We start from the raw sequence: 19,104 nt of genomic DNA, 5'->3' as shown, positions 1-19,104 counted from the left end.
CGCCCCCTCCTCTCCTCTCCGCTCCTCTCCTCTCCTCTCCTCTCCGCTCCCTCGCCCGTCTCGCCGCCGCGTTGCGTTTCCCGCAACGATTCGCGCGGCAGTTCCCGTTTTCATCGGCTGTTTTTCGAATGCCGGTATATTCGATTCCGATCGACAAATTAATCGATGAAAAATGTAATTCAATTGAATTGAATATGAATAGAAGAAAATAATCTCGCGAACGACATTGAACTCTTTCATCCGCCAAACTAGTATTCAGGTCGGCCGGCCGCACACACCCGACCAGCCTGCGTCAGACGGGGAATTCGCCGCAGCATGAGCGCAACGCGATGCAATCGGCTTCATCGAATCGCATTTCCATCAAACAGAAATTCATTGCGTGTTCACGAACGAATTTTCAGCATCTTTTTAATTAACAACATTTAAAACCGGATAATCCGGTCGCTGGTATTGAATTGCCTCCGAGGGGAGGCATGTCGCTGCACCTGTCCGAAGTTCAACAAGAACCAGAGAGGTCTGTCATGAGCAATACATTGGTCAACGTCACGGCGAAGGTCGAAATCAGCGCGACCAACCAGACGATTGCGGGGCTCAGGGATTATCAAAGCAAGAACTGGGCGATCGGGCTGAACGGGGATACGCTCGCGCCGGATGGTTTCCTCACGTTCTTCACCGAACGCAACCTGCCGTTCAGCTACTACGTCCGCGCGCGTGGCGTCTCGGTCGGCGAGCCGAGCGCATACCAGGCGAACATCGAGACGCTGACGCAGCACATCGCCGCGATTCGCGCGTCGGAGACGAACCAGGTCCAGGCGACGATCCGCGAGCTCGAGCTGTACAAGTCGCGGAACTGGGCGATCGGCCTGAACGGCACGACGCTGCAGCCGGACAATTTCCTGCCGTTCTTCGGCACCCGCTCCGTGCCGTTCGAGTATTACGTGCGCAGCGGCGGCGTCGAGCTCGGCTCGCCGAGCGCGTATGACAACAACATCCGCAACCTGACGCAGTATCTGGGCTCGCTCTGACGCATCGCCCCGCCGGGCGGATGTGTCCGCCCGGCAACCTGCCGACGGCCCGGCACGGGCCGTCCCGCTCGCCTTCCCCGCCGCTGCGCGCTTCCCCCTCCCCGTTTTGCGCCTTCCCCCGTCCCTGCACGCTTGTCGCGGCCGGTTCATAATCGCGCCATCGAACGGCGGCCCGCATCGACGGGTGCGCCCGGCAACAGGAAGAAGATGATGGAAAGCGTCGATCTCGATGTATTGAAATCCAGCGCGCGCTGGCTCGAAGAAGGGCGCCGCGTGCTGCTCGTGACGGTCGTGAAGACCTGGGGCTCGTCGCCCCGCCCCGAAGGCGCGATGCTCGCGGTCCGAGAGGACGGGCTCGTGGTCGGCTCGGTGTCCGGCGGGTGTATCGAGGACGACCTGATCGCCCGCGTGCATGCGAGCGGCATCGCGGCCGACGCGCGCCCGGAAGCGCTCAAGTACGGCGTGACGGCCGAGGAAGCACATCGCTTCGGGCTGCCTTGCGGCGGCACGATCCAGCTCGTGCTCGAGCCGCTCACGCGCGACAGCGGGATAACCGCGCTGTGCGCGGAAGTCGAGGCCGGGCGCCTCGTCACGCGCACGATGACGCTCGCGACGGGCCGCGCATCGCTGTCACCCGCGCAGGCCGCCGACGGGCTCGCGTTCGACGGCGAGCGGCTCGTGACGATCCACGGGCCGCGCTACCGGATGCTCGTGATCGGCGCCGGCCAGTTGTCGCGCTATCTGTGCCAGATCGCGGTCGGGCTCGACTACCAGGTGACGGTATGTGATCCGCGCGAGGAATATACCGATGCGTGGGACGTGCCGGGCACGCGCGTCGTGCACACGATGCCCGACGATACGGTGCTCGAGATGAACCTCGATGCGCGTTCGGCCGTGATTGCACTGACGCACGATCCGAAGCTCGACGATCTCGCGCTGATGGAGGCGCTGAAGACGCCCGCGTTCTACGTGGGCGCGCTCGGCTCGCGGCGCAACAACGCGGCACGGCGCGAGCGGCTGCGCGAATTCGACCTGAGCGAAGCGGAACTGGCCCGGCTGCACGGGCCGGCCGGCATCTACATCGGCAGCCGGACGCCGCCGGAAATCGCGATCTCGATCCTCGCCGAGATCACCGCCGCGAAGAACCACGTGTCGCTGCCGACGATCCTGCAGGTCGAGGGCGCGAAGGCCGCGCGGGAGATCGCGGCGAACAGCGGCGCGGCGTGCGGCCTCTGATCGGCGGGCGGTCGCGCGGGATATGCGGCCGCGACGGGCTAAGCCGACGAAACTGACGACAGCGCACGCGCCGGCGCCCGGCCGGCGCGCCCGCCGGTCAGGTCAGGCCGGCGGCAAGCGCCGCGGCGACCGAACCGACCACCAGCACGACGCCGACCGTGCGGCGCTTGTTCAGCTCGGTCCACAGCAGCACGCCGGTCAGCGACAGCAGGATCAGCGAGCCCGCGATCGTGTCCATCAGCAGCACCCAGCCGAGATTCATCCCGACGCCGCGATGCAGGTTGTTCAGCGTCGTCAGGAACGTGTTGCCCGTACGCTTCACCGAAACGTAGCCGTTGCCGACCCAGTATTCGGCCTGCAGGTTCTGGTGCGGGCCGAACAGGCCGAACTGCCAGTGCTCCGGCTGCATCACGCGCTTGTCGCCCCACGCAACGGGCTGCGCGGCCTCCTTGCGCATGCGCCCCGGCTTGCCGTCGAAATTCAGCTCGTGCTGCAGCCACTTCGTCATCGCGGCGGGCGTCTTCGGCACCGGATCCGGCAGCGCGATCTGCATCTCCTCGACCTGCGGCTCGCCCGTCGAAATCTTCAGCGGCGGCGCGCGGTGGTTGAGCAGCACGCCCGTCACGCCGAACAGCAGCCCGAGCACCGCGCCCCACAGCCCGACCCAGCCATGCACCTTGCGCAGCCACTTGATGAAGGTCGCGCGGCGCGAACGCTGGCGGCGCGCGGCCAGTTCGTCGTCGCTCAGCGGGCGGGCCGCCGGGTGCAGCACGGTGACGCCCGCGCGGGCAGTACCCGTCTTGGGCGGATTGATCGTTTCGGGCGCGTTCACGCGAGAGGTTCCATTCGTTCAAAACAACGGGCGGCGCGCAAAACGTGCGCGCCGCCCGGGCAGCATGAAAATGAGAATGGATATCATTACACAAACAAACCGGCGGCTCAATCCATCCGGGAGCGTCGCGGCACGCCCGGCAAGAGCAAGAAGGCGGGCAAAGCGCGCGCGTTGCGCCACGATGCCGGCCGATAACCGGAAAATGCCGCCCGAATGACCTTGCAAGACCAGGACAGCATTTCGTAAGAAGTCGCGCGATGCCGGGCGATTCAGCGCAGCGGCGGCAGCGGAAAGCGCGGTGTGGTGTCGTCCGGCGCGGGCTCGGTGCGGTCGAGCGCGTACAGCCACGCGAGCAGATCCGCGACCGCCTGGTAGAGCTGCGGCGGAATCCGGTCGTCGAGGTCGACCTGCATCAGCAGCGACACCATCTCCGGCGCCGTATGCACGTACAAGCCCGCATCGTGCGCACGCGCGACGATCATCTCGGCGAGCACGCCGTAGCCCTTCGCGACCACGCGCGGCGCCGCATCGCCCCCCTTCGGATCGTAGACGAGCGCGGCCGCGCGCTTGCGGGACGTCATGCTCATGGCAGCGCCTCGTCGTCGCTATCCGGCGCCTGCGTCGCCGGGCCGCCGGCCGAACCGCGCGCATACGCGGCGGCCGCCGCCTGGGCTGCAAACAGATCGAAGCCGTCCGGGCCGTCGTCGACCGCGCGGATCGACAATCCTCCCACCCTTAGCCCCGACACCTCGAGCCGCTGCCGCAGCGCGGCCTCGTGCCGCGCGAGGCGGTCGGCGCCCGTCTGGTTCGCGCGCAATCGCGCGACCAGTTGCGTGCCGTTCAGCACCAGCTCCGCGTCGACCGTGCCGAGCGACGGCAACGTCAGCGTCAGGCGCGTGCGCCATGCGATGCCGTCTCCCGGGCCATCGTCGCCGCGCGGCGAGCGGCTGCCCGGATCGTCCGGCTCGATCGTCCAGTCGAGCCGCGCGCCGGGCCACGCCTCGCCCGTCCAGCGGAACTGGTCGGTCGCGAGCGCGTCGAGCTGCTGCCTGACGAGCGGCACGGTGGCCGGATGCACGGTCGCCAGCGTCTGCGCCTGGGAGTCGGACGACGCGGTGGCCAGTTGCGGGGGCGTCCCGCGCACATCAGGGCGTTCGCCGAGCAGATCGAACGTATCGGGCGGCAGCGACGCGCCGTGCCGCGCGCCCGCCGGCAAGCCTTGCGCAGGATCGCGTGTCGGTGCGCCACCCTGGGCCGGTGTACCCGGCTGCGCCGTCGCCCGCGCGGTCGCGGGCAGCGGCGGCCGCTGCGCGAGCAGTTCGTCTAGCACGTCGGTCGAGTCGTGCTGCGCGGCATCCGGGTCGACCGGCGCGAGCGCGGCCGCAAGGCGCGCCTGCGGCTCGCGCATCAACGCCGCGAGCGGGCGCTGGCCGGCCAGCCACTGCGCCAGATGGGATTCGTAGAACAGGCCGCTTTCGCTCACGGCCTGCGCGAGCGCTGCGCGCAGCGCCGCGACCGGCAGGGCTGCGGCCGCTTCGTGTGCCGCCGCAGCAGCGGAAGATGCCGCGGCGGAGGCCGGTGTGGAAGACGCAGCCGGATCGGAAGCGGCCGGCGCGCGGGCCGGCAAGGCCGTATCGGTCAGCAGCACGGTGGGATCGGCCAGCAGCGGCACGCGCCCGGCAATGGCCGGCGTCGAGTCGCCACCGGCCCGCGAGATCGCGTCGAGCACGCGCCCGACATCGGACAGTGCGGTCTGGGTAGAAGCCGGCGGCGCGGCAGGCGGACTGCCGGCAGAGGGCGTGGACGCCGTGCCGGTGCCCGGCGTGCCGACCTGCGAGGTCGCGCCGCCGCCGGCGGGCGCCGATACGGTGCCGGTCAGCAGGCTGTCGAGGCGGCTCGCCAGCAGCGCGGCCGCAACGGAGTCGATACCGGTCATGATCGGAGCCTGCTCACCTCAGCCACATCGTTGCGAATCCGGGAACGGCACGCCGGTGCCGCTCGCGGGAACTGCGCGCCTCCCGCAACGGGCTCGTGCGCCCCGCGCCCGCCCCTCCGCCTCCCGGCTTCCCGGGAAACGGGCCCTACCCGCGCGCGCGGTAGAGATCGGTCAATACCTTGGTCGAGCGCCGCGCCTCGAACAGCGCGGACAGCCGCGCGACGTCCGGGCTCGCGAGGTCGCGGATCGCGGCGTCGTCGGCCAGGATGCGGCGGATCAGGTCGAGCTTGCGGCCGAGATCCGATTCGTCGAGCACGACGCCCGGATCGGCTTCCTTCAGCCCGTCGACGAGTGCCGTGAATTCGGCCTGCAACCCCGGCAACGCGCTCCAGTCGGCGCTGCGGGCGGCGCCCAGCATCCGGCCCGACACGGCGGCGAGCGCCTCGTAACGTGCGAAGTATTCGGCCTTGCGATTCATCTCGATGCTTCCACTGCCTGTTGCGCGGCCATCCGCGCGACTTCCGGGGCGATCCCCGTCCATGCTTCCTCGAGCGTCGCGAGCAGCCCGTCGACCTCGACCAGCATCGCGTCGCTCGCCTGCGCGTTCGCTTCCAGCAGACGCCGGCCGATATACGCATACAGCGCGTCCAGCCGCTCCGCGATCTCGCCGCCCGCGTCGCGGTTCAGCGACGCCTTCAGCCCGCTCTCGACGATCCGGATCGCCTTGCCGATCGCATCGCCGCGCGCGGACACATTGCCCTGCTGCAAATGCATGCGCGCCAGCGCAACCGCCTGCCGCGCGCCCTGGTACAGCATCGCGATCAAACGGTGCGGGGAGGCGCCCATCACCCCGGTCTCGACGCCGACACGCGCGTATGCACTGGCTCCAGCGTGTCCTGGGGAAAACATGCGCTTCTCCTTGTTATGCCTTGGCTATACGGGAACCGCCGCCGTGCATCGCACGACGCGGCCTTCACCGGGGTTATCGGAAGGGATTTGAAAAGCTTTAGGCAAGCGCCGCCTGCCGCCGGGGCGCCGAAGGCGCCGGCCCGGAGGCCTTCCCTGAACGACTTTCGCCGGATGGCCGCTCACGGGTGCCCGTCGCCGGGTACCCGTCCCCGGGTGCCGCGCGCATCACACCGACATCTGCATGATGTCGTTGTAAGCGCTCACCAGCTTGTTGCGGACCTGGAGCCCGAACTGGAAGCCGATGTTGGCTTTCTGCATGTCGACCATCACGTCGTTCAGCGAGACGTTCGGCGCACCGACCTCGAACGCCTGCGCCTCGCCGAGCGCGTGCTGCTGGTCGCCGCTGATCTTGTCGAGCGACGCCTTCATCGCGCTCGCGAACGTGCCGGCCGTCGCCGCGCCCGAACCGGCCAGCGCTGCCGTCGGGCTCGCGACGCCGCCGGACGCCTGCGCGGCCATCGACTGCATCTGTTGCAACACCGAACCGATTCCGCTGACGTTCGCAGTCATGCTGTCCCCAAAACCGAGAGAAGAGACCCGGCGCACCGGGCGTTTCCGCCGGCGCCGCACCACGCGCACCATGCCGGATCGCGAAAAAGGATAGCAGCGCGCCGCGCGTCAAAGCCGAGAAAGTACGGGGGAAACCCCGCTCTTTTCAGTCGATCGGAACCGGGCCCGGGTCACGATAATCGCATCGTGTCATTGTCCGCCCGCTCGCCCGAGCGAGCTCAGTCGTCCCGCTCCGGAGAAACTCGACGCATGGATTCGCAGGCCAACTCGCTGATCAACCCAGACGCCCGCGCGGGCCTCGCCAGCCCGGCGCCCGGCGCCGCCGCGGCCGCCGCGTTGCCGGGCGCGGGTGGCGCAGGCGCGGACTTCGGGCTTGGCGGCTTCGCGGAACGCATTCCCGGCATCTCGCGGATGAAGGGCAACCCGAAGCTGCCGTTCCTGATCGCCGTCGCGTTCGCGGTCGCCGTGATCACCGCGCTCGTGCTGTGGAGCCGCGCGCCCGACTATCGCGTGCTGTACAGCAACCTGTCGGATCGCGACGGCGGCGCGATCATCGCCGCGCTCCAGCAGGCAAACGTTCCCTACAAGTTCGCCGATGCCGGCGGCGCGATCCTCGTGCCGTCGAACCAGGTACATGAAACGCGCCTGAAGCTCGCCGCGATGGGGCTGCCGAAGGGCGGCTCGGTCGGCTTCGAGCTGATGGACAACCAGAAGTTCGGCATCAGCCAGTTCGCCGAGCAGATCAACTACCAGCGCGCACTCGAAGGCGAGCTGCAGCGCACCATCGAATCGATCAACGCCGTGCGCGGCGCGCGCGTGCATCTCGCGATTCCGAAGCCGTCGGTGTTCGTGCGCGACAAGGAAGCGCCGAGCGCGTCGGTGTTCGTCGACCTCTATCCGGGCCGCGTGCTCGACGAGGGCCAGGTGCAGGCGATCACGCGGATGGTGTCGTCCGGCGTGCCCGACATGCCCGCGAAGAACGTGACGATCGTCGACCAGGACGGCAACCTGCTGACCCAGACCGCCTCGGCATCCGGCCTCGACGCGAGCCAGCTCAAGTACGTGCAGCAGGTCGAGCACAACACGCAGAAGCGCATCGACGCGATCCTCGCGCCGATCTTCGGCACGGGCAACGCGCGCTCGCAGGTCAGCGCGGACCTCGATTTCTCGAAGGTCGAGCAGACGTCGGAAAGCTACGGCCCGAACGGCAATCCGCAGCAATCCGCGATCCGCAGCCAGCAGACCAGCAGCGCGACCGAGCTCGCGCAGGGCGGCGCGTCGGGCGTGCCGGGCGCGTTGTCGAACACGCCGCCGCAGCCGGCGTCCGCGCCGATCGTCGCCGGCAACGGCCAGAACGCGCCGCAGACGACGCCCGTGAGCGACCGCAAGGACCAGACGACCAACTACGAGCTCGACAAGACGATCCGTCACCTCGAGCAGCCGATGGGCAGCGTGAAGCGGCTGTCGGTCGCGGTCGTCGTCAACTATCAGCCGGTCGCCGACGCGAAGGGCCACGTGACGATGCAGCCGCTGCCGCCGGCGAAGCTCGCGCAGGTCGAGCAGCTCGTGAAGGACGCGATGGGCTACGACGCGAAGCGCGGCGACTCGGTGAACGTCGTGAACAGCGCGTTCTCGACCGCGAGCGACCCGTACGCCGACCTGCCGTGGTGGCGCCAGCCCGACATGATCGCGATGGCGAAGGAAGCCGCGAAGTGGCTCGGCATCGCGGCGGCCGCGGCGGCGCTCTACTTCATGTTCGTGCGCCCGGCGATGCGCCGCGCGTTCCCGCCGCCCGAGCCGGTCGCGCCGGCGCTCGCCGCGCCGGAAGATCCGGTCGCGCTCGACGGCCTGCCGGCGCCGGAGAAGGCCGAAGAACCCGACGCGCTGCTGCTCGGTTTCGAAAGCGAAAAGAACCGTTACGAACGCAACCTCGACTACGCGCGCTCGATCGCCCGCCAGGATCCGAAGATCGTCGCCACCGTCGTGAAGAACTGGGTGTCCGATGAACGCTGAAGGCTTGACCAAGAGCGCGCTGCTGCTGATGTCGATCGGCGAGGAAGAGGCCGCGCAGGTATTCAAGTTCCTCGCGCCGCGCGAGGTCCAGAAGATCGGCGCCGCGATGGCCGCGCTGAAGAACGTCACGCGCGAGCAGGTCGAGGACGTGCTGCAGGAATTCGCGAAGGAAGCGGAGCAGCACACCGCGCTGTCGCTCGATTCGAGCGACTACATCCGCTCGGTGCTGACCAAGGCGCTCGGCGAGGACAAGGCCGGCGTGCTGATCGACCGCATCCTGCAGGGCAGCGACACGAGCGGCATCGAGGGCCTGAAGTGGATGGACTCGGGCGCGGTGGCCGAACTGATCAAGAACGAGCATCCGCAGATCATCGCGACGATCCTCGTGCACCTCGACCGCGACCAGGCATCCGAGATCGCGTCGTGCTTCACCGAACGCCTGCGTAACGACGTGATGCTGCGGATCGCGACGCTCGACGGCATCCAGCCGGCCGCGCTGCGCGAACTCGACGACGTGCTGACGGGCCTGCTGTCCGGCAGCGACAACCTGAAGCGCAGCCCGATGGGCGGCATCCGCACCGCGGCCGAGATCCTGAACTTCATGACGAGCGTGCATGAGGAAGGCGTGCTCGAAAGCGTGCGCCAGTACGACGCGGATCTCGCGCAGAAGATCGTCGACCAGATGTTCGTGTTCGAGAACCTGCTCGACCTCGAGGACCGCGCGATCCAGATGGTGCTCAAGGAAGTCGAGTCGGAAACGCTGATCATCGCGCTGAAGGGCGCGCCGCCCGCGCTGCGCCAGAAGTTCCTCGCGAACATGTCGCAGCGCGCGGCCGAACTGCTCGCCGAGGATCTCGACGCGCGCGGCCCGGTACGCGTGTCCGAAGTCGAGACGCAGCAGCGCCGCATCCTGCAGATCGTGCGCAACCTGGCCGAGAGCGGCGCGATCGCGATCGGCGGCAAGGCGGAAGACGCGTATGTCTGATTCGGCGAGCGATCGCGCGGGCACCCTCACCGCCTACCAGCGGTGGGAGATGGCGTCGTTCGACCCGCCGCCGCCCCCGCCGCCGCCCGACGACGCGGCAGCGGCCGCCGCCGCGCTCGCCGAGGACCTGCAGCGCGTGCGCGACGCCGCGCACGCCGAAGGCCATGCGGCCGGCCATGTCGAAGGCCAGGCGCTCGGCTACCAGGCCGGTTTCGAGCAGGGCCGCGCACAGGGGTTCGAAGCCGGCCAGGCCGACGCGCGCGAACAGGCCGCGCAGCTCGCGGCGCTCGCCGCGTCGTTCCGCGAGGCCGTGTCGAGCGTCGAGCACGATCTGGCCGCCGACATCGCGCAGCTCGCGCTCGACATCGCGCAACAGGTCGTGCGCCAGCACGTGAAGCACGACCCCGCCGCGCTCGTCGCGGCCGTGCGCGACGTGCTCGCGGCCGAACCCGCGCTGTCCGGCGCGCCACATCTCGCGGTGAATCCGGCCGACCTGCCCGTCGTCGAAGCCTATCTGCAGGACGATCTCGATACGCTCGGCTGGAACGTGCGCACCGACGCGTCGATCGAGCGCGGCGGCTGCCGCGCGCACGCCGCGACCGGCGAGGTCGACGCGACGCTGCCCACGCGCTGGCAGCGCGTCGCCGCCGCGATCGGCAAGGTGAGCACGTGGTGACGCGGCCGCCCGAAGCGCTCGCGCACGACGGCCTGACGCCGCTCGAACGCGAGCTCGCGCTCGCGTCGTTCGGCCCCGACGCCGCACACGACACGCATGACGCACACCCGCACGGCGCCGCCGCAGCGGCCGACGCCTCCGGCGCCACGCCGCCCGCCGGGCACGCGCCGCGCGCGCCGCACAACCCGCATCTCGCGCACTGGCGCACGCACCTGAACGGCCTCGCCGCGCGCAGCCACCGCGCGCTGCCGCTGCGCCCGTGCGGACGCCTGACGCGCGCGGCCGGCCTCGTGCTCGAGGCGATCGGGCTGCGCCTGTCGGTCGGCGCCGAATGCACGATCGAACTCCCGCCCGGCAGCACGCTGCCGCACGCGGAAGCGGAAGTCGTCGGCTTCGCCGGCGACCGCCTGTTCCTGATGCCGACCACCGACGTCGCCGGCGTGCTGCCCGGTGCGCGCGTCTGGCCTCGCGAAACCGCGCCGGTGGCCGATCCGCTCGCGGGCGCGAAGCGTCTGCCGGTCGGCTGGGAGATGCTCGGGCGCGTCGTCGACGCGTCGGGCCGCCCGCTCGACGGCCTCGGCCCGCTCGCGTCGAAGGTCGACGCGCCGCTGTCGGCGCCGTCGATCAACCCGCTCGAGCGCGAACCGATCCACCACGTGCTCGACGTCGGCGTGCGTGCGATCAACGCGCTGCTCACCGTCGGCCGCGGCCAGCGGATGGGCCTGTTCGCCGGCTCCGGCGTCGGCAAGTCGGTGCTGCTCGGCACGATGGCGCGCTACACGAGCGCGGAAGTGATCGTGATCGGGCTGATCGGCGAACGCGGCCGCGAAGTGAAGGAGTTCATCGAACAGATCCTCGGCGAGGACGGGCTCGCACGCTCGGTCGTCGTCGCGGCGCCGGCCGACGTCTCGCCGCTGCTGCGGATGCAGGGCGCGGCCTATGCGACGTCGCTCGCCGAGTATTTCCGCGACCAGGGCAAGCACGTGCTGCTGCTGATGGATTCGCTGACGCGCTACGCGATGGCGCAGCGCGAGATCGCGCTCGCGATCGGCGAGCCGCCCGCGACCAAGGGTTACCCGCCGTCGGTATTCGCGAAGCTGCCGGCGCTCGTCGAGCGCACCGGCAACGGGCCGGAGGGCGGCGGCTCGATCACCGCGTTCTACACGGTGCTGACCGAAGGCGACGACCAGCAGGACCCGATCGCCGATTCGGCGCGCGCGATCCTCGACGGCCACGTCGTGCTGTCGCGTGCGCTTGCCGAGGCCGGCCACTATCCGGCGATCGACATCGAGGCGTCGATCAGCCGCGCGATGACCGCGCTGATCGACGAAACGCATCTCGACCACGTCCGGCAGTTCAAGCAGATGCTGTCGCGCTACCAGCGCAATCGCGACCTGATCGCGGTCGGCGCGTACGCGCCCGGCCGCGACGCGCAGCTCGACCGCGCGATCGCGCTTTATCCGCGCATCGAGGCGTTCCTGCAGCAGGGCTTTCGCGAATGCGCGCCGTTCGCGTCGAGCCTCGCCGGGCTCGATGCACTGTTCGACGCTTACGGAGGCTGATCCCGATGGCTCACGGCTTTCCCCTTCAGTTGCTGCTCGACCGCGCGCAGGACGACCTCGACTCGGCCGCGAAGCAGCTCGGCACCGCGCAGCGCGACCGCACCGCGGCCGCCGAGCAACTCGACGCGCTGCTGCGCTACCGCGACGAATACCACGCGCGCTTTTCGCAATCCGCCCAGCACGGGATGCCGGCCGGCAACTGGCGCAATTTCCAGGCGTTCATCGACACGCTCGACGCCGCGATCGCGCAGCAGCGCAGCGTGCTGGCCGCGGCCGAAGTCCGCATCGACGAAGCACGCCCGAACTGGCAACAGAAGAAACGCACCGTCGGCTCATATGAAATCCTGCAGGCGCGCGGCGTCGCGCAGGAAGCGAAGCGCGAAGCCCGGCGCGAGCAGCGCGATGCCGACGAACACGCCGCGAAGATCCTGCGCATGCGGGCCGACGCGGCCCGTTCGTCGTAACCGACCACCGCATTCGAACGAGAGAACGTCATGCCTCCCCTGCCCCTGCTCGGCGCGCTGCTCGACACCGCCGGCACCGCACTCCAGGCCGCCCGCGGCTCGGGTTCGTCCGGCGCCGCCGCCGGCAACGATGCCGCGACCGCCGTGCCGTTCGCGCAGACGCTGAAGCAAAGCGTCGTCACGCGTCGCGATTCGTCGAATGCCGGCGCGCCGGATGCTTCGACGAAACAGGCTTCGTCGAAGCCGGCCGCCGGCACGAAGCCGTCCGCGACCGATGACGACGACGCGACCGACGATACGACCACGAACGCCGCCGCCAACCCCGACGCCGCCGCGCTCGCGGCCGCCGCTGCCGTGCAGGCGCAACTGCAGGCGCGCATGGACAACGCAGCGCCGGTCGATCCGGCTGCTGCCGCCGCCGCTGCACAAAAGGCGGCCGTGTCCGGCCAGCCCGATGCCACGGCCACGCTGGCGGATCACGCGGCCACGGACGCCGCCGCGGCCGCCCAGCCGGCCGCGCCCGCGTCGGGCCGCGATGCGCTGCAGACCGCGCTCGACAGGCTGACGGGCGGCTCGGGCGCGATCGCGATACCCGCGGCCGGCGCGACCGCGTCGGCACCGGCATCGACCGGCGCCACCGCATCGCTGACCCCGAAGGTCCCGACCTTCGACCGCACCCTCGCCGACGCGAAGGGGGCGCTCGCGCCCCAGCAAACGCCGACGCAGGCCACCGCGCAAGCGCTGCAGGCCAACGCGAATGCGCAGTCGGGCGAGCAGCACGCGCTCGCGGCAGCCGGCGACGCGACGGATCCGGCCGCCAGCGCGACGCTCGCGGCCGGCGCAACGGCGGCGGCCGCGACGCAGGCGAACCTGCAGTTGTCGCCGGCCGCGGGAGCGATCGCCGCGGCGAACGCGCACGTGCTCGCCCCGCACGTCGGCACCCCGGACTGGACGGACGCGCTGAGCCAGAAGGTCGTGTTCCTGTCGAATGCGCACCAGCAGAGCGCCGAGCTGACCCTCAACCCGCCCGATCTCGGGCCGCTGCAGGTCGTGCTGCGCGTCGCGGACAATCACGCGCACGCGCTGTTCGTGTCGCAGCACGCGCAGGTGCGCGACGCGGTCGAAGCCGCGCTGCCGAAGCTGCGCGAAGCGATGGAATCGGGCGGGCTCGGCCTGGGCAGCGCGACCGTCAGCGACGGCGGCTTCGCTTCGCAGCAGCAGAACCCGCAATCGTCCTTCGCCGGCGGGCAGTCGTCGCGGCGCGGGAGCGGCGGATCGTCAGCCGTCGATGCACCGGTCGACGCTGCGCAATCCGCACCGGTCGCCGCGAGCGTGAGCCGCGCCGGCCTCGTCGATACGTTTGCCTGAGCATGACTGCCCGCGTGCGCGCGCCGTTCAGCGGCCGTGCACCGCGGCAGCCGCCTCGCCGCGCGACACGCCGCCCTTGCGCGCCGCGACGATGAAGTCCGCCGCGCGTTCGCCGATCATCACCGACGGCGCATTCGTGTTCCCGCCGACCAGCGTCGGCATCACCGACGCATCCACCACGCGCAATCCTTCGACGCCGCGCACGCGCAGTTGCGGATCGACGACCGCGTGCGCGTCCGACCCCATCCGGCAGGTGCCGACCGGGTGGTAGATCGTGTCGGCATGCTCGACGATCGTCTTGCGCAGCTCCGCTTCGCTCTGGTCCGCCCGCGTGTACAGCTCGCGCCCGCCCTGCGACGCGAGCGGCGCCTGCGACAGGATCCTGCGCATCGCCTGCGTGCCCCGCACGAGCAGGTCGAGATCGCGCGAATCGCTGAAGAAGCGCGGATCGATCAGCGGTGCGTCACGCGCATCGCCGGTCGCGAGCGTCACCGTGCCGCGGCTGAACGGCCGCAGCGCGCACACGTGCAGCGAATAGCCGAAGCCCCAGTGCATCTTGCGGTTGTGGTCGTCCACGAGCGCCGTGCAGAAATGCAGTTGCAGGTCGGGGCGCTCGAGCGACGGATCGCTCTTGATGAAGCCGCCGGCCTCCGCGACGTTGCTCGTCATCATCCCGGTGCGGCTCGAGAAATAGCGCGCGAGCGCGGGCGTCATCTTCGCGATCCCGCGCAGGCACACGCCGACCAGTTCCGACGAATTCACGCGCGTGTTGATGATGAAGTCGATATGGTCGATCAGGTTCGTGCCGACGTCCGGCGCATCCTGCACGACGGCGATCCCGTGTCGGCGCAGTTGCTCGGCTGGGCCGATTCCCGAGCACATCAGCAGTTGCGGCGAATTGAACGCGCCGGCCGACAGGATCACTTCCGCGCGCGCGTCGAGCGTCTCGACGCGCCCGTTGCGCGCGACCGCGACGCCGGCCGCGCGCTTGCCGTCGAACGTGACGCGCAGCACCGTCGCATCGGTGATCACGTGCAGGTTCGGCCGGTTGCGGCCGTAGATGTACGCACGCGCGACGCTGCAGCGCGAGCCGTCGCGGTGCGTGACCTGATAGAAGCCGACGCCTTCCTGCGTCGCGCCGTTGAAGTCGTCATTCAGCGGATAGCCGGCCGCATGCGCGGCCTGGATGAATCGTTCGGAGAACGGATTGCGAAAGCGCAGATCCGACACCGACAGCGGGCCGTCCGCGCCGTGCCACGCATCGGCGCCGCGTTCGTTGCCTTCCGCGCGCCGGAAATACGGCAGCACTTCCTGCCAGCCCCAGCCCGTCGCGCCGAGTTGCGCCCATTCGTCGTAGTCGCCCGGGTGGCCGCGCGTGTAGATCATCGCGTTGATCGCGCTCGAGCCGCCCATCCCGCGCCCGCGCGGCTGGTAGCCGCGCCGCCCGCCGAGGCCCGGCTGCGGCACCGTCTCGTAGCCGTAGTTCGTGCCGAGCTTGAACGGTACCAGCGCCGCGATGCCGACCGGCATGTTGACCAGCAGGTTGCGTTCCGTATGCGAACCGGCCTCGATCAGCGCGATCGTCGCATCGGGGCAGGCATCGGCGAGACGGCCTGCCAGGCTCGACCCGCCCGACCCGCCGCCGACGATGATGTAGTCGTATTGCATGTCACGTCTCCGTCGTCTCATGGAAGGCGCCCGGCGCCGCCGCGCGACCGCGTCCTTGTAGTGTTCGGGCATTGTAGGAATCGCCACCGTGCGCGCGGCGCGCGGATTCAAGAGCGATTCCTCTAAACGCTCGCGTGAACTAAATTTAAGATGTCTCGATTCGCTTTGCGCGACGCGCCGGCCACGAGAAGCCGATCCGTCGCGAAACGGGAGAGACGACGATGCAGCGCCAGGTTCTGCAGGCCGCGTGCCGACCGGGTTGTCCGGATGCGATGCGCGCAGCCCGCATTTCATTTCAAACGGCTGCCCGCGCGGAGGTGCCCCGCGTCATGCGCGCAGTCGATCGAAATCGAACGGCACGCGTCGTCGCCGACCGTTTGGACGGTTTGTCGCCACGGCGGCACGATGCGCCGCGGCATGGTTGGACGGCCCCGTCGCGCCACCCCGCTTCGGTGCGCAGGCGGGCAGTCGCGCCGCGGCGTCGCGCGCCCGGCAACGGTTGCATCGCACTGCATGCCCACGCGCCGCAACACGGTTTCCGGATGCACACACCGTCGCGTGGATGCGACGCCCGCTGCACGCTTGAATCGGTTTTCGAGCACACGTCGCATCCGGCCCCGCGCCGCGCGACACGCACCACCCCGATCCGCGTCGCCGCGCTCGCCGAGCGTGCGCATGCGGCGTGACGGCCGGCCGACCAGCCAGGCCCAACTGGAGGAGACGACATGAAGAACGACCTGCCCGAACTGGCCCCGCAAGCGCTGCCGTCGGTCGATGCACTGACGTCGCTGCTGCGCGACCAGCGCGCGGCCTACCTGCGCGCACCGTACCCGGCATGGGAAACGCGCGTGCAGCACTTGCGCGCGCTGCGCACGATGCTGATCGATCACGCGGACGCACTCGCCGAAGCGATCAGCGCCGATTTCGGTCATCGCGCGAAGCAGGAAGTGCTGCTGTCGGAAATCTGGATGGCGAAGGAAGAGATCGACGACGCGCTCAAGCACGGCAAGCGCTGGATGAAACCGATCCGCAAGCCGATGAACAAGTGGCTGCGCCCGGCGCGCGCGAAGGTGATTCCGCAGCCCCTCGGCGTGGTCGGCATCGTCGTACCGTGGAACTACCCGGTGCTGCTCGCGGCCGGCCCGCTGATCTGCGCGCTCGCGGCCGGCAACCGCGCGATCATCAAGATGTCCGAACTGACGCCGCGCACGTCGGCGCTGTTCGAGCAGCTCATTGCGAAGACCTTCACGCGCGACCACGTCGCGGTCGTGAACGGCGACGCTGAAGTGGGCGCCGCGTTCAGCGGCTTGCCGTTCGATCATCTGCTGTTCACCGGCTCGACGCACGTCGGCCGCCACGTGATGCGCGCGGCCGCCGACAACCTCACGCCCGTCACGCTCGAACTCGGCGGCAAGTCGCCGGCCATCGTCGGGCCGAACGCGCGCTTCGATGCGGCCGTCGACGCAATCGTCGCGGGCAAGACGCTGAACGCGGGCCAGACCTGCATCGCGCCCGACTACGTGCTGCTGCCGCGCGGGATGGAGGCCGCGTTCATCGAGCGCGCGCGGGCACGGTTCGCGAAGATGTACCCCGACCTGTCGACCAACGGCGACTACACGACGATCGTGTCGCCGCGCCACTACGCCCGGCTGCAGCAGCTCGCCAGCGACGCGCAGGCGGCCGGCGCGCAGCTGCATCCGCTGTCCGACGCGCAATCCGATCCTGCATCGCGCCGCTTCGTGCCGTGCGCGGTCACGCAGGTGCCGGCCGCGTCGCAGCTGATGCAGGAGGAAATCTTCGGGCCGCTGCTGCCGCTCGTGCCGTACGAGCGGCTCGACGAAGCGATCGCATACGTGAATGCGCGCCCGCGTCCGCTTGCGCTCTACCTGTTCGACGAGGACGGCGGCACGATCGACCGCGTGATGCGCGAAACGGTCTCGGGCGGCGTGTCGATCAACGAAACGCTGATGCACATCGCGTGCGGCAGCCTGCCGTTCGGCGGTGTCGGTGCGAGCGGCATGGGCGCATATCACGGCTACGACGGCTTCGTGACGTTCTCGAAGATGAAGCCGGTACTCACCCAGGCGCGCCTGAACACGCGCAACCTGCTCGCGCCGCCGTACGGCAAGCGCTTCGCCGCGCTGATCAAGCTGATGCTGAAGTTCTGAACGGAAGGGATCGAACGGGCCGCGCGCATCGCGCCGCGGCCCGCACCGGCAGGCCGCGCGGCGCCGGTGCCGCACGCGCCGTCATACGGGCCAGAGCGGCCCTTCCTGCATCGCGCCGATCTGCTCGCGCAACTCGAGCACGCGTGCTTCCCAGTAGCGGTGCGTGTTGAACCACGGGAACGCGGCGGGGAAGGCGGGATCGTCCCAGCGTCGCGCGAGCCATGCCGCGTAGTGGATCAGCCGCAGCGTGCGCAGCGCTTCGACGAGATGCAACTCGCGCGGCTCGAATTCGCAGAAATCCTCGTAGCCGGCCAGCAGGTCCGCGAGCGCACGCGACGCGCCTTCGCGATCGCCCGGCAACAACAGCCACAGATCCTGGATCGCGGGCGCCATCCGGCTGTCGTCGAAGTCGACGAAGTGCGGGCCGGCATCGGTCCACAGCACGTTGCTCGGATGACAGTCGCCGTGCGTGCGCAGCAGGCGTATCTCGCCCGCCCGCTCGAACGCGGCCTCGACGCCTTCGAGCGCGAGCGTCACGGCGGTCTCATACGCGGGCCGCACATCGTCCGGAATGAAATCGTGCGCGAGCAGGTAGTCGCGCGGCTCGTAGCCGAACGTACTGATATCGAGCACGGGACGCGCGGCATACGGCTGCGTCGCGCCGACCGCATGGATCCGGCCGATGAAGCGGCCGAGCCATTCGAGCGTGTCGCTGCGGTCGAGGTCAGGCGCGCGTCCGCCGCGCCGCTCGAAGATCGAGAAGCGGAAACCGTCGAACGCGTGCAGCGTGCGGCCGTCGAATGTGCGCGCGGGCACCGCCGGAATCTCGCGCGCGGCGAGCTCGGCGACGAACGCATGCTCTTCGAGGATCGCTTCGTCCGACCAGCGGGCCGGACGGTAGAACTTCGCGACGACCGGCGGGCCGTCTTCGATGCCCACCTGATATACGCGGTTTTCGTAGCTGTTGAGCGCGAGCAGGCGCCCGTCGGTGCGCAGGCCGGCCGGCATCAGCACGCTGTCGAGCGCGTCGAGCACGCACTCGGGCGTGAGTCCGGCGAACGGCGGGCCGGCGGGAGAAGCGGGAGCGGAAGTGACGTCTTTCATGCCCCGCATTGTGCCGCCAGCCGGGCCGAAAGACGAGCGCCCGGTGCGGCGTTATGCGCTCAGTGAAGCGCCGCGCCGGCCGGCAGCACGGATTCGCCGGTGTCGATCAGGTCCTCGAGAAAGAACGGCTCGGTGTTGAGTTCCTTCGACTCGCCCGGTACGCCCGCGTACCAGGTCACCATGGCCATGTCGCCCAGGATGCGCTGGACGATGCCGCGTGCGCCCTTCGGCACAGCGATATGGGTAGTGCAGACAATCGACCCGACATGCATGATGGTTCCCCACTCTTGACTCTTGAAACCCGGCTCGATGGCGAGCCGGCAAATGCACGATCCGCGCGCTCTCGTCGGAGCGTTGCGCGTAATCCCATTGTTCACGGTTTATCGAAGCGCGAAAAGAAGAAGAAGCAGGCGAAGTGCCGCGAATTCGTCGAATGTCTCCAATCAACCACTGCGCCGGACAGGCGCTTGCCCGCCCGGTTACCCCCATCATACCCTGTCGAATGTGACTGCCCGCCGAATCCGCGTCGGCACCGCGACGCGCCCGTGACGCACGCCGCGCGCGCATCGCGGGCCCGGTGCCGCATCA

19 protein-coding genes are annotated in these 19,104 nt (G+C 69.6%); 10 read left to right on the top strand and 9 right to left on the bottom strand.

The window, feature by feature from the left end; genetic code table 11:
- The first annotated feature begins 521 nt into the window (after positions 1–521).
- Both ABIC51_RS29605 and ABIC51_RS29600 read left to right on the top strand, forming a co-directional pair.
- Positions 522–1,025, top strand: a complete 504-nt coding sequence (locus tag ABIC51_RS29605) for a hypothetical protein (protein ID WP_027788893.1) — start codon at positions 522–524, stop codon at positions 1,023–1,025.
- 210 nt (positions 1,026–1,235) lie between these two features.
- Positions 1,236–2,261, top strand: a complete 1,026-nt coding sequence (locus tag ABIC51_RS29600; protein WP_027788892.1) for an XdhC family protein — start codon at positions 1,236–1,238, stop codon at positions 2,259–2,261.
- Positions 2,262–2,358: 97 nt separating this feature from the next.
- Here the strand turns inward: ABIC51_RS29600 and ABIC51_RS29595 are convergent, their stop codons facing one another.
- The 6 genes from ABIC51_RS29595 to fliE all read right to left on the bottom strand — a co-directional run bounded on the left by ABIC51_RS29595 (position 2,359) and on the right by fliE (position 6,508).
- A complete protein-coding gene (locus ABIC51_RS29595) occupies positions 2,359–3,093 on the bottom strand; it encodes a PepSY-associated TM helix domain-containing protein (RefSeq protein ID WP_059688321.1) in 735 nt (244 codons plus the stop codon).
- A 269-nt stretch (positions 3,094–3,362) separates the two neighbouring features.
- Positions 3,363–3,680: an EscU/YscU/HrcU family type III secretion system export apparatus switch protein gene (locus ABIC51_RS29590; protein WP_021157023.1), complete on the bottom strand. Its 318-nt coding sequence runs from the start codon at positions 3,678–3,680 to the stop codon at positions 3,363–3,365.
- On the bottom strand, positions 3,677–5,029 hold the full coding sequence (fliK, locus tag ABIC51_RS29585; protein WP_175900814.1) for a flagellar hook-length control protein FliK: 1,353 nt from the start codon (positions 5,027–5,029) through the stop codon (positions 3,677–3,679). The genes ABIC51_RS29590 and fliK overlap by 4 nt, the downstream gene beginning before the upstream one ends.
- Positions 5,030–5,174: 145 nt before the next feature.
- Complete coding sequence (locus ABIC51_RS29580; protein WP_059523069.1) at positions 5,175–5,507, bottom strand: flagellar protein FliT; 333 nt, start codon at positions 5,505–5,507, stop codon at positions 5,175–5,177.
- The gene (gene fliS / locus ABIC51_RS29575; RefSeq protein WP_021164034.1) at positions 5,504–5,938 is read right to left on the bottom strand and encodes a flagellar export chaperone FliS; all 435 of its coding nucleotides are present in this window, start codon (positions 5,936–5,938) and stop codon (positions 5,504–5,506) included. The genes ABIC51_RS29580 and fliS overlap by 4 nt, the downstream gene beginning before the upstream one ends.
- A gap of 225 nt (positions 5,939–6,163) precedes the next feature.
- Positions 6,164–6,508: a flagellar hook-basal body complex protein FliE gene (fliE, locus tag ABIC51_RS29570; protein WP_021164033.1), complete on the bottom strand. Its 345-nt coding sequence runs from the start codon at positions 6,506–6,508 to the stop codon at positions 6,164–6,166.
- Positions 6,509–6,757: 249 nt separating this feature from the next.
- Between fliE and fliF the strand changes: the two genes are divergently transcribed.
- Genes fliF through ABIC51_RS29540 form a run of 6 tightly spaced genes read left to right on the top strand, consistent with a single transcriptional unit; the run spans position 6,758 to position 13,576 of the window.
- Positions 6,758–8,521, top strand: coding sequence for a flagellar basal-body MS-ring/collar protein FliF (fliF, locus tag ABIC51_RS29565; protein WP_059700441.1), 1,764 nt, complete (start codon positions 6,758–6,760; stop codon positions 8,519–8,521).
- Entirely contained in the window at positions 8,511–9,506 is a 996-nt protein-coding gene (fliG, locus tag ABIC51_RS29560; RefSeq protein WP_027788887.1) for a flagellar motor switch protein FliG, read from the top strand. The genes fliF and fliG overlap by 11 nt, the downstream gene beginning before the upstream one ends.
- Positions 9,499–10,182, top strand: coding sequence for a flagellar assembly protein FliH (fliH, locus tag ABIC51_RS29555; RefSeq protein WP_049117285.1), 684 nt, complete (start codon positions 9,499–9,501; stop codon positions 10,180–10,182). Before fliG ends, fliH begins: the two co-directional genes overlap by 8 nt.
- Positions 10,176–11,744, top strand: a complete 1,569-nt coding sequence (gene fliI / locus ABIC51_RS29550) for a flagellar protein export ATPase FliI (protein WP_027788886.1) — start codon at positions 10,176–10,178, stop codon at positions 11,742–11,744. The genes fliH and fliI overlap by 7 nt, the downstream gene beginning before the upstream one ends.
- Before the next feature lie 5 nt (positions 11,745–11,749).
- On the top strand, positions 11,750–12,208 hold the full coding sequence (fliJ, locus tag ABIC51_RS29545) for a flagellar export protein FliJ (protein WP_021163734.1): 459 nt from the start codon (positions 11,750–11,752) through the stop codon (positions 12,206–12,208).
- A 30-nt stretch (positions 12,209–12,238) separates the two neighbouring features.
- Positions 12,239–13,576 (top strand): flagellar hook-length control protein FliK, encoded by a 1,338-nt coding sequence (locus ABIC51_RS29540; protein ID WP_226230836.1) that lies wholly within the window; start codon positions 12,239–12,241, stop codon positions 13,574–13,576.
- A 27-nt stretch (positions 13,577–13,603) separates the two neighbouring features.
- On the opposite strand, the gene ABIC51_RS29535 is transcribed toward ABIC51_RS29540, so the two are convergent.
- On the bottom strand, positions 13,604–15,244 hold the full coding sequence (locus ABIC51_RS29535) for a GMC family oxidoreductase (protein WP_354006735.1): 1,641 nt from the start codon (positions 15,242–15,244) through the stop codon (positions 13,604–13,606).
- Positions 15,245–15,465: 221 nt separating this feature from the next.
- Between ABIC51_RS29535 and ABIC51_RS29530 the strand changes: the two genes are divergently transcribed.
- On the top strand, positions 15,466–15,930 hold the full coding sequence (locus tag ABIC51_RS29530; RefSeq protein WP_186468218.1) for a hypothetical protein: 465 nt from the start codon (positions 15,466–15,468) through the stop codon (positions 15,928–15,930).
- A 39-nt stretch (positions 15,931–15,969) separates the two neighbouring features.
- Positions 15,970–17,412 carry a coniferyl aldehyde dehydrogenase gene (locus ABIC51_RS29525; RefSeq protein WP_059700449.1) on the top strand — a complete coding sequence of 481 codons (1,443 nt, stop codon included), beginning with the start codon at positions 15,970–15,972 and terminating at the stop codon, positions 17,410–17,412.
- 81 nt (positions 17,413–17,493) lie between these two features.
- On the opposite strand, the gene ABIC51_RS29520 is transcribed toward ABIC51_RS29525, so the two are convergent.
- Together ABIC51_RS29520 and ABIC51_RS29515 are read right to left on the bottom strand one after the other, a co-directional pair.
- Positions 17,494–18,516, bottom strand: a complete 1,023-nt coding sequence (locus ABIC51_RS29520; protein ID WP_374709001.1) for a serine/threonine protein kinase — start codon at positions 18,514–18,516, stop codon at positions 17,494–17,496.
- A 59-nt stretch (positions 18,517–18,575) separates the two neighbouring features.
- On the bottom strand, positions 18,576–18,788 hold the full coding sequence (locus tag ABIC51_RS29515; protein WP_004198969.1) for a hypothetical protein: 213 nt from the start codon (positions 18,786–18,788) through the stop codon (positions 18,576–18,578).
- Positions 18,789–19,104: the final 316 nt, after the last annotated feature.

This window comes from Burkholderia sp. 572, assembly GCF_040545135.1.
In the GTDB taxonomy this organism is placed as follows: Bacteria; Pseudomonadota; Gammaproteobacteria; order Burkholderiales; family Burkholderiaceae; genus Burkholderia; species Burkholderia cepacia.
This window is presented reverse-complemented; position numbering and strand designations above follow the sequence as displayed.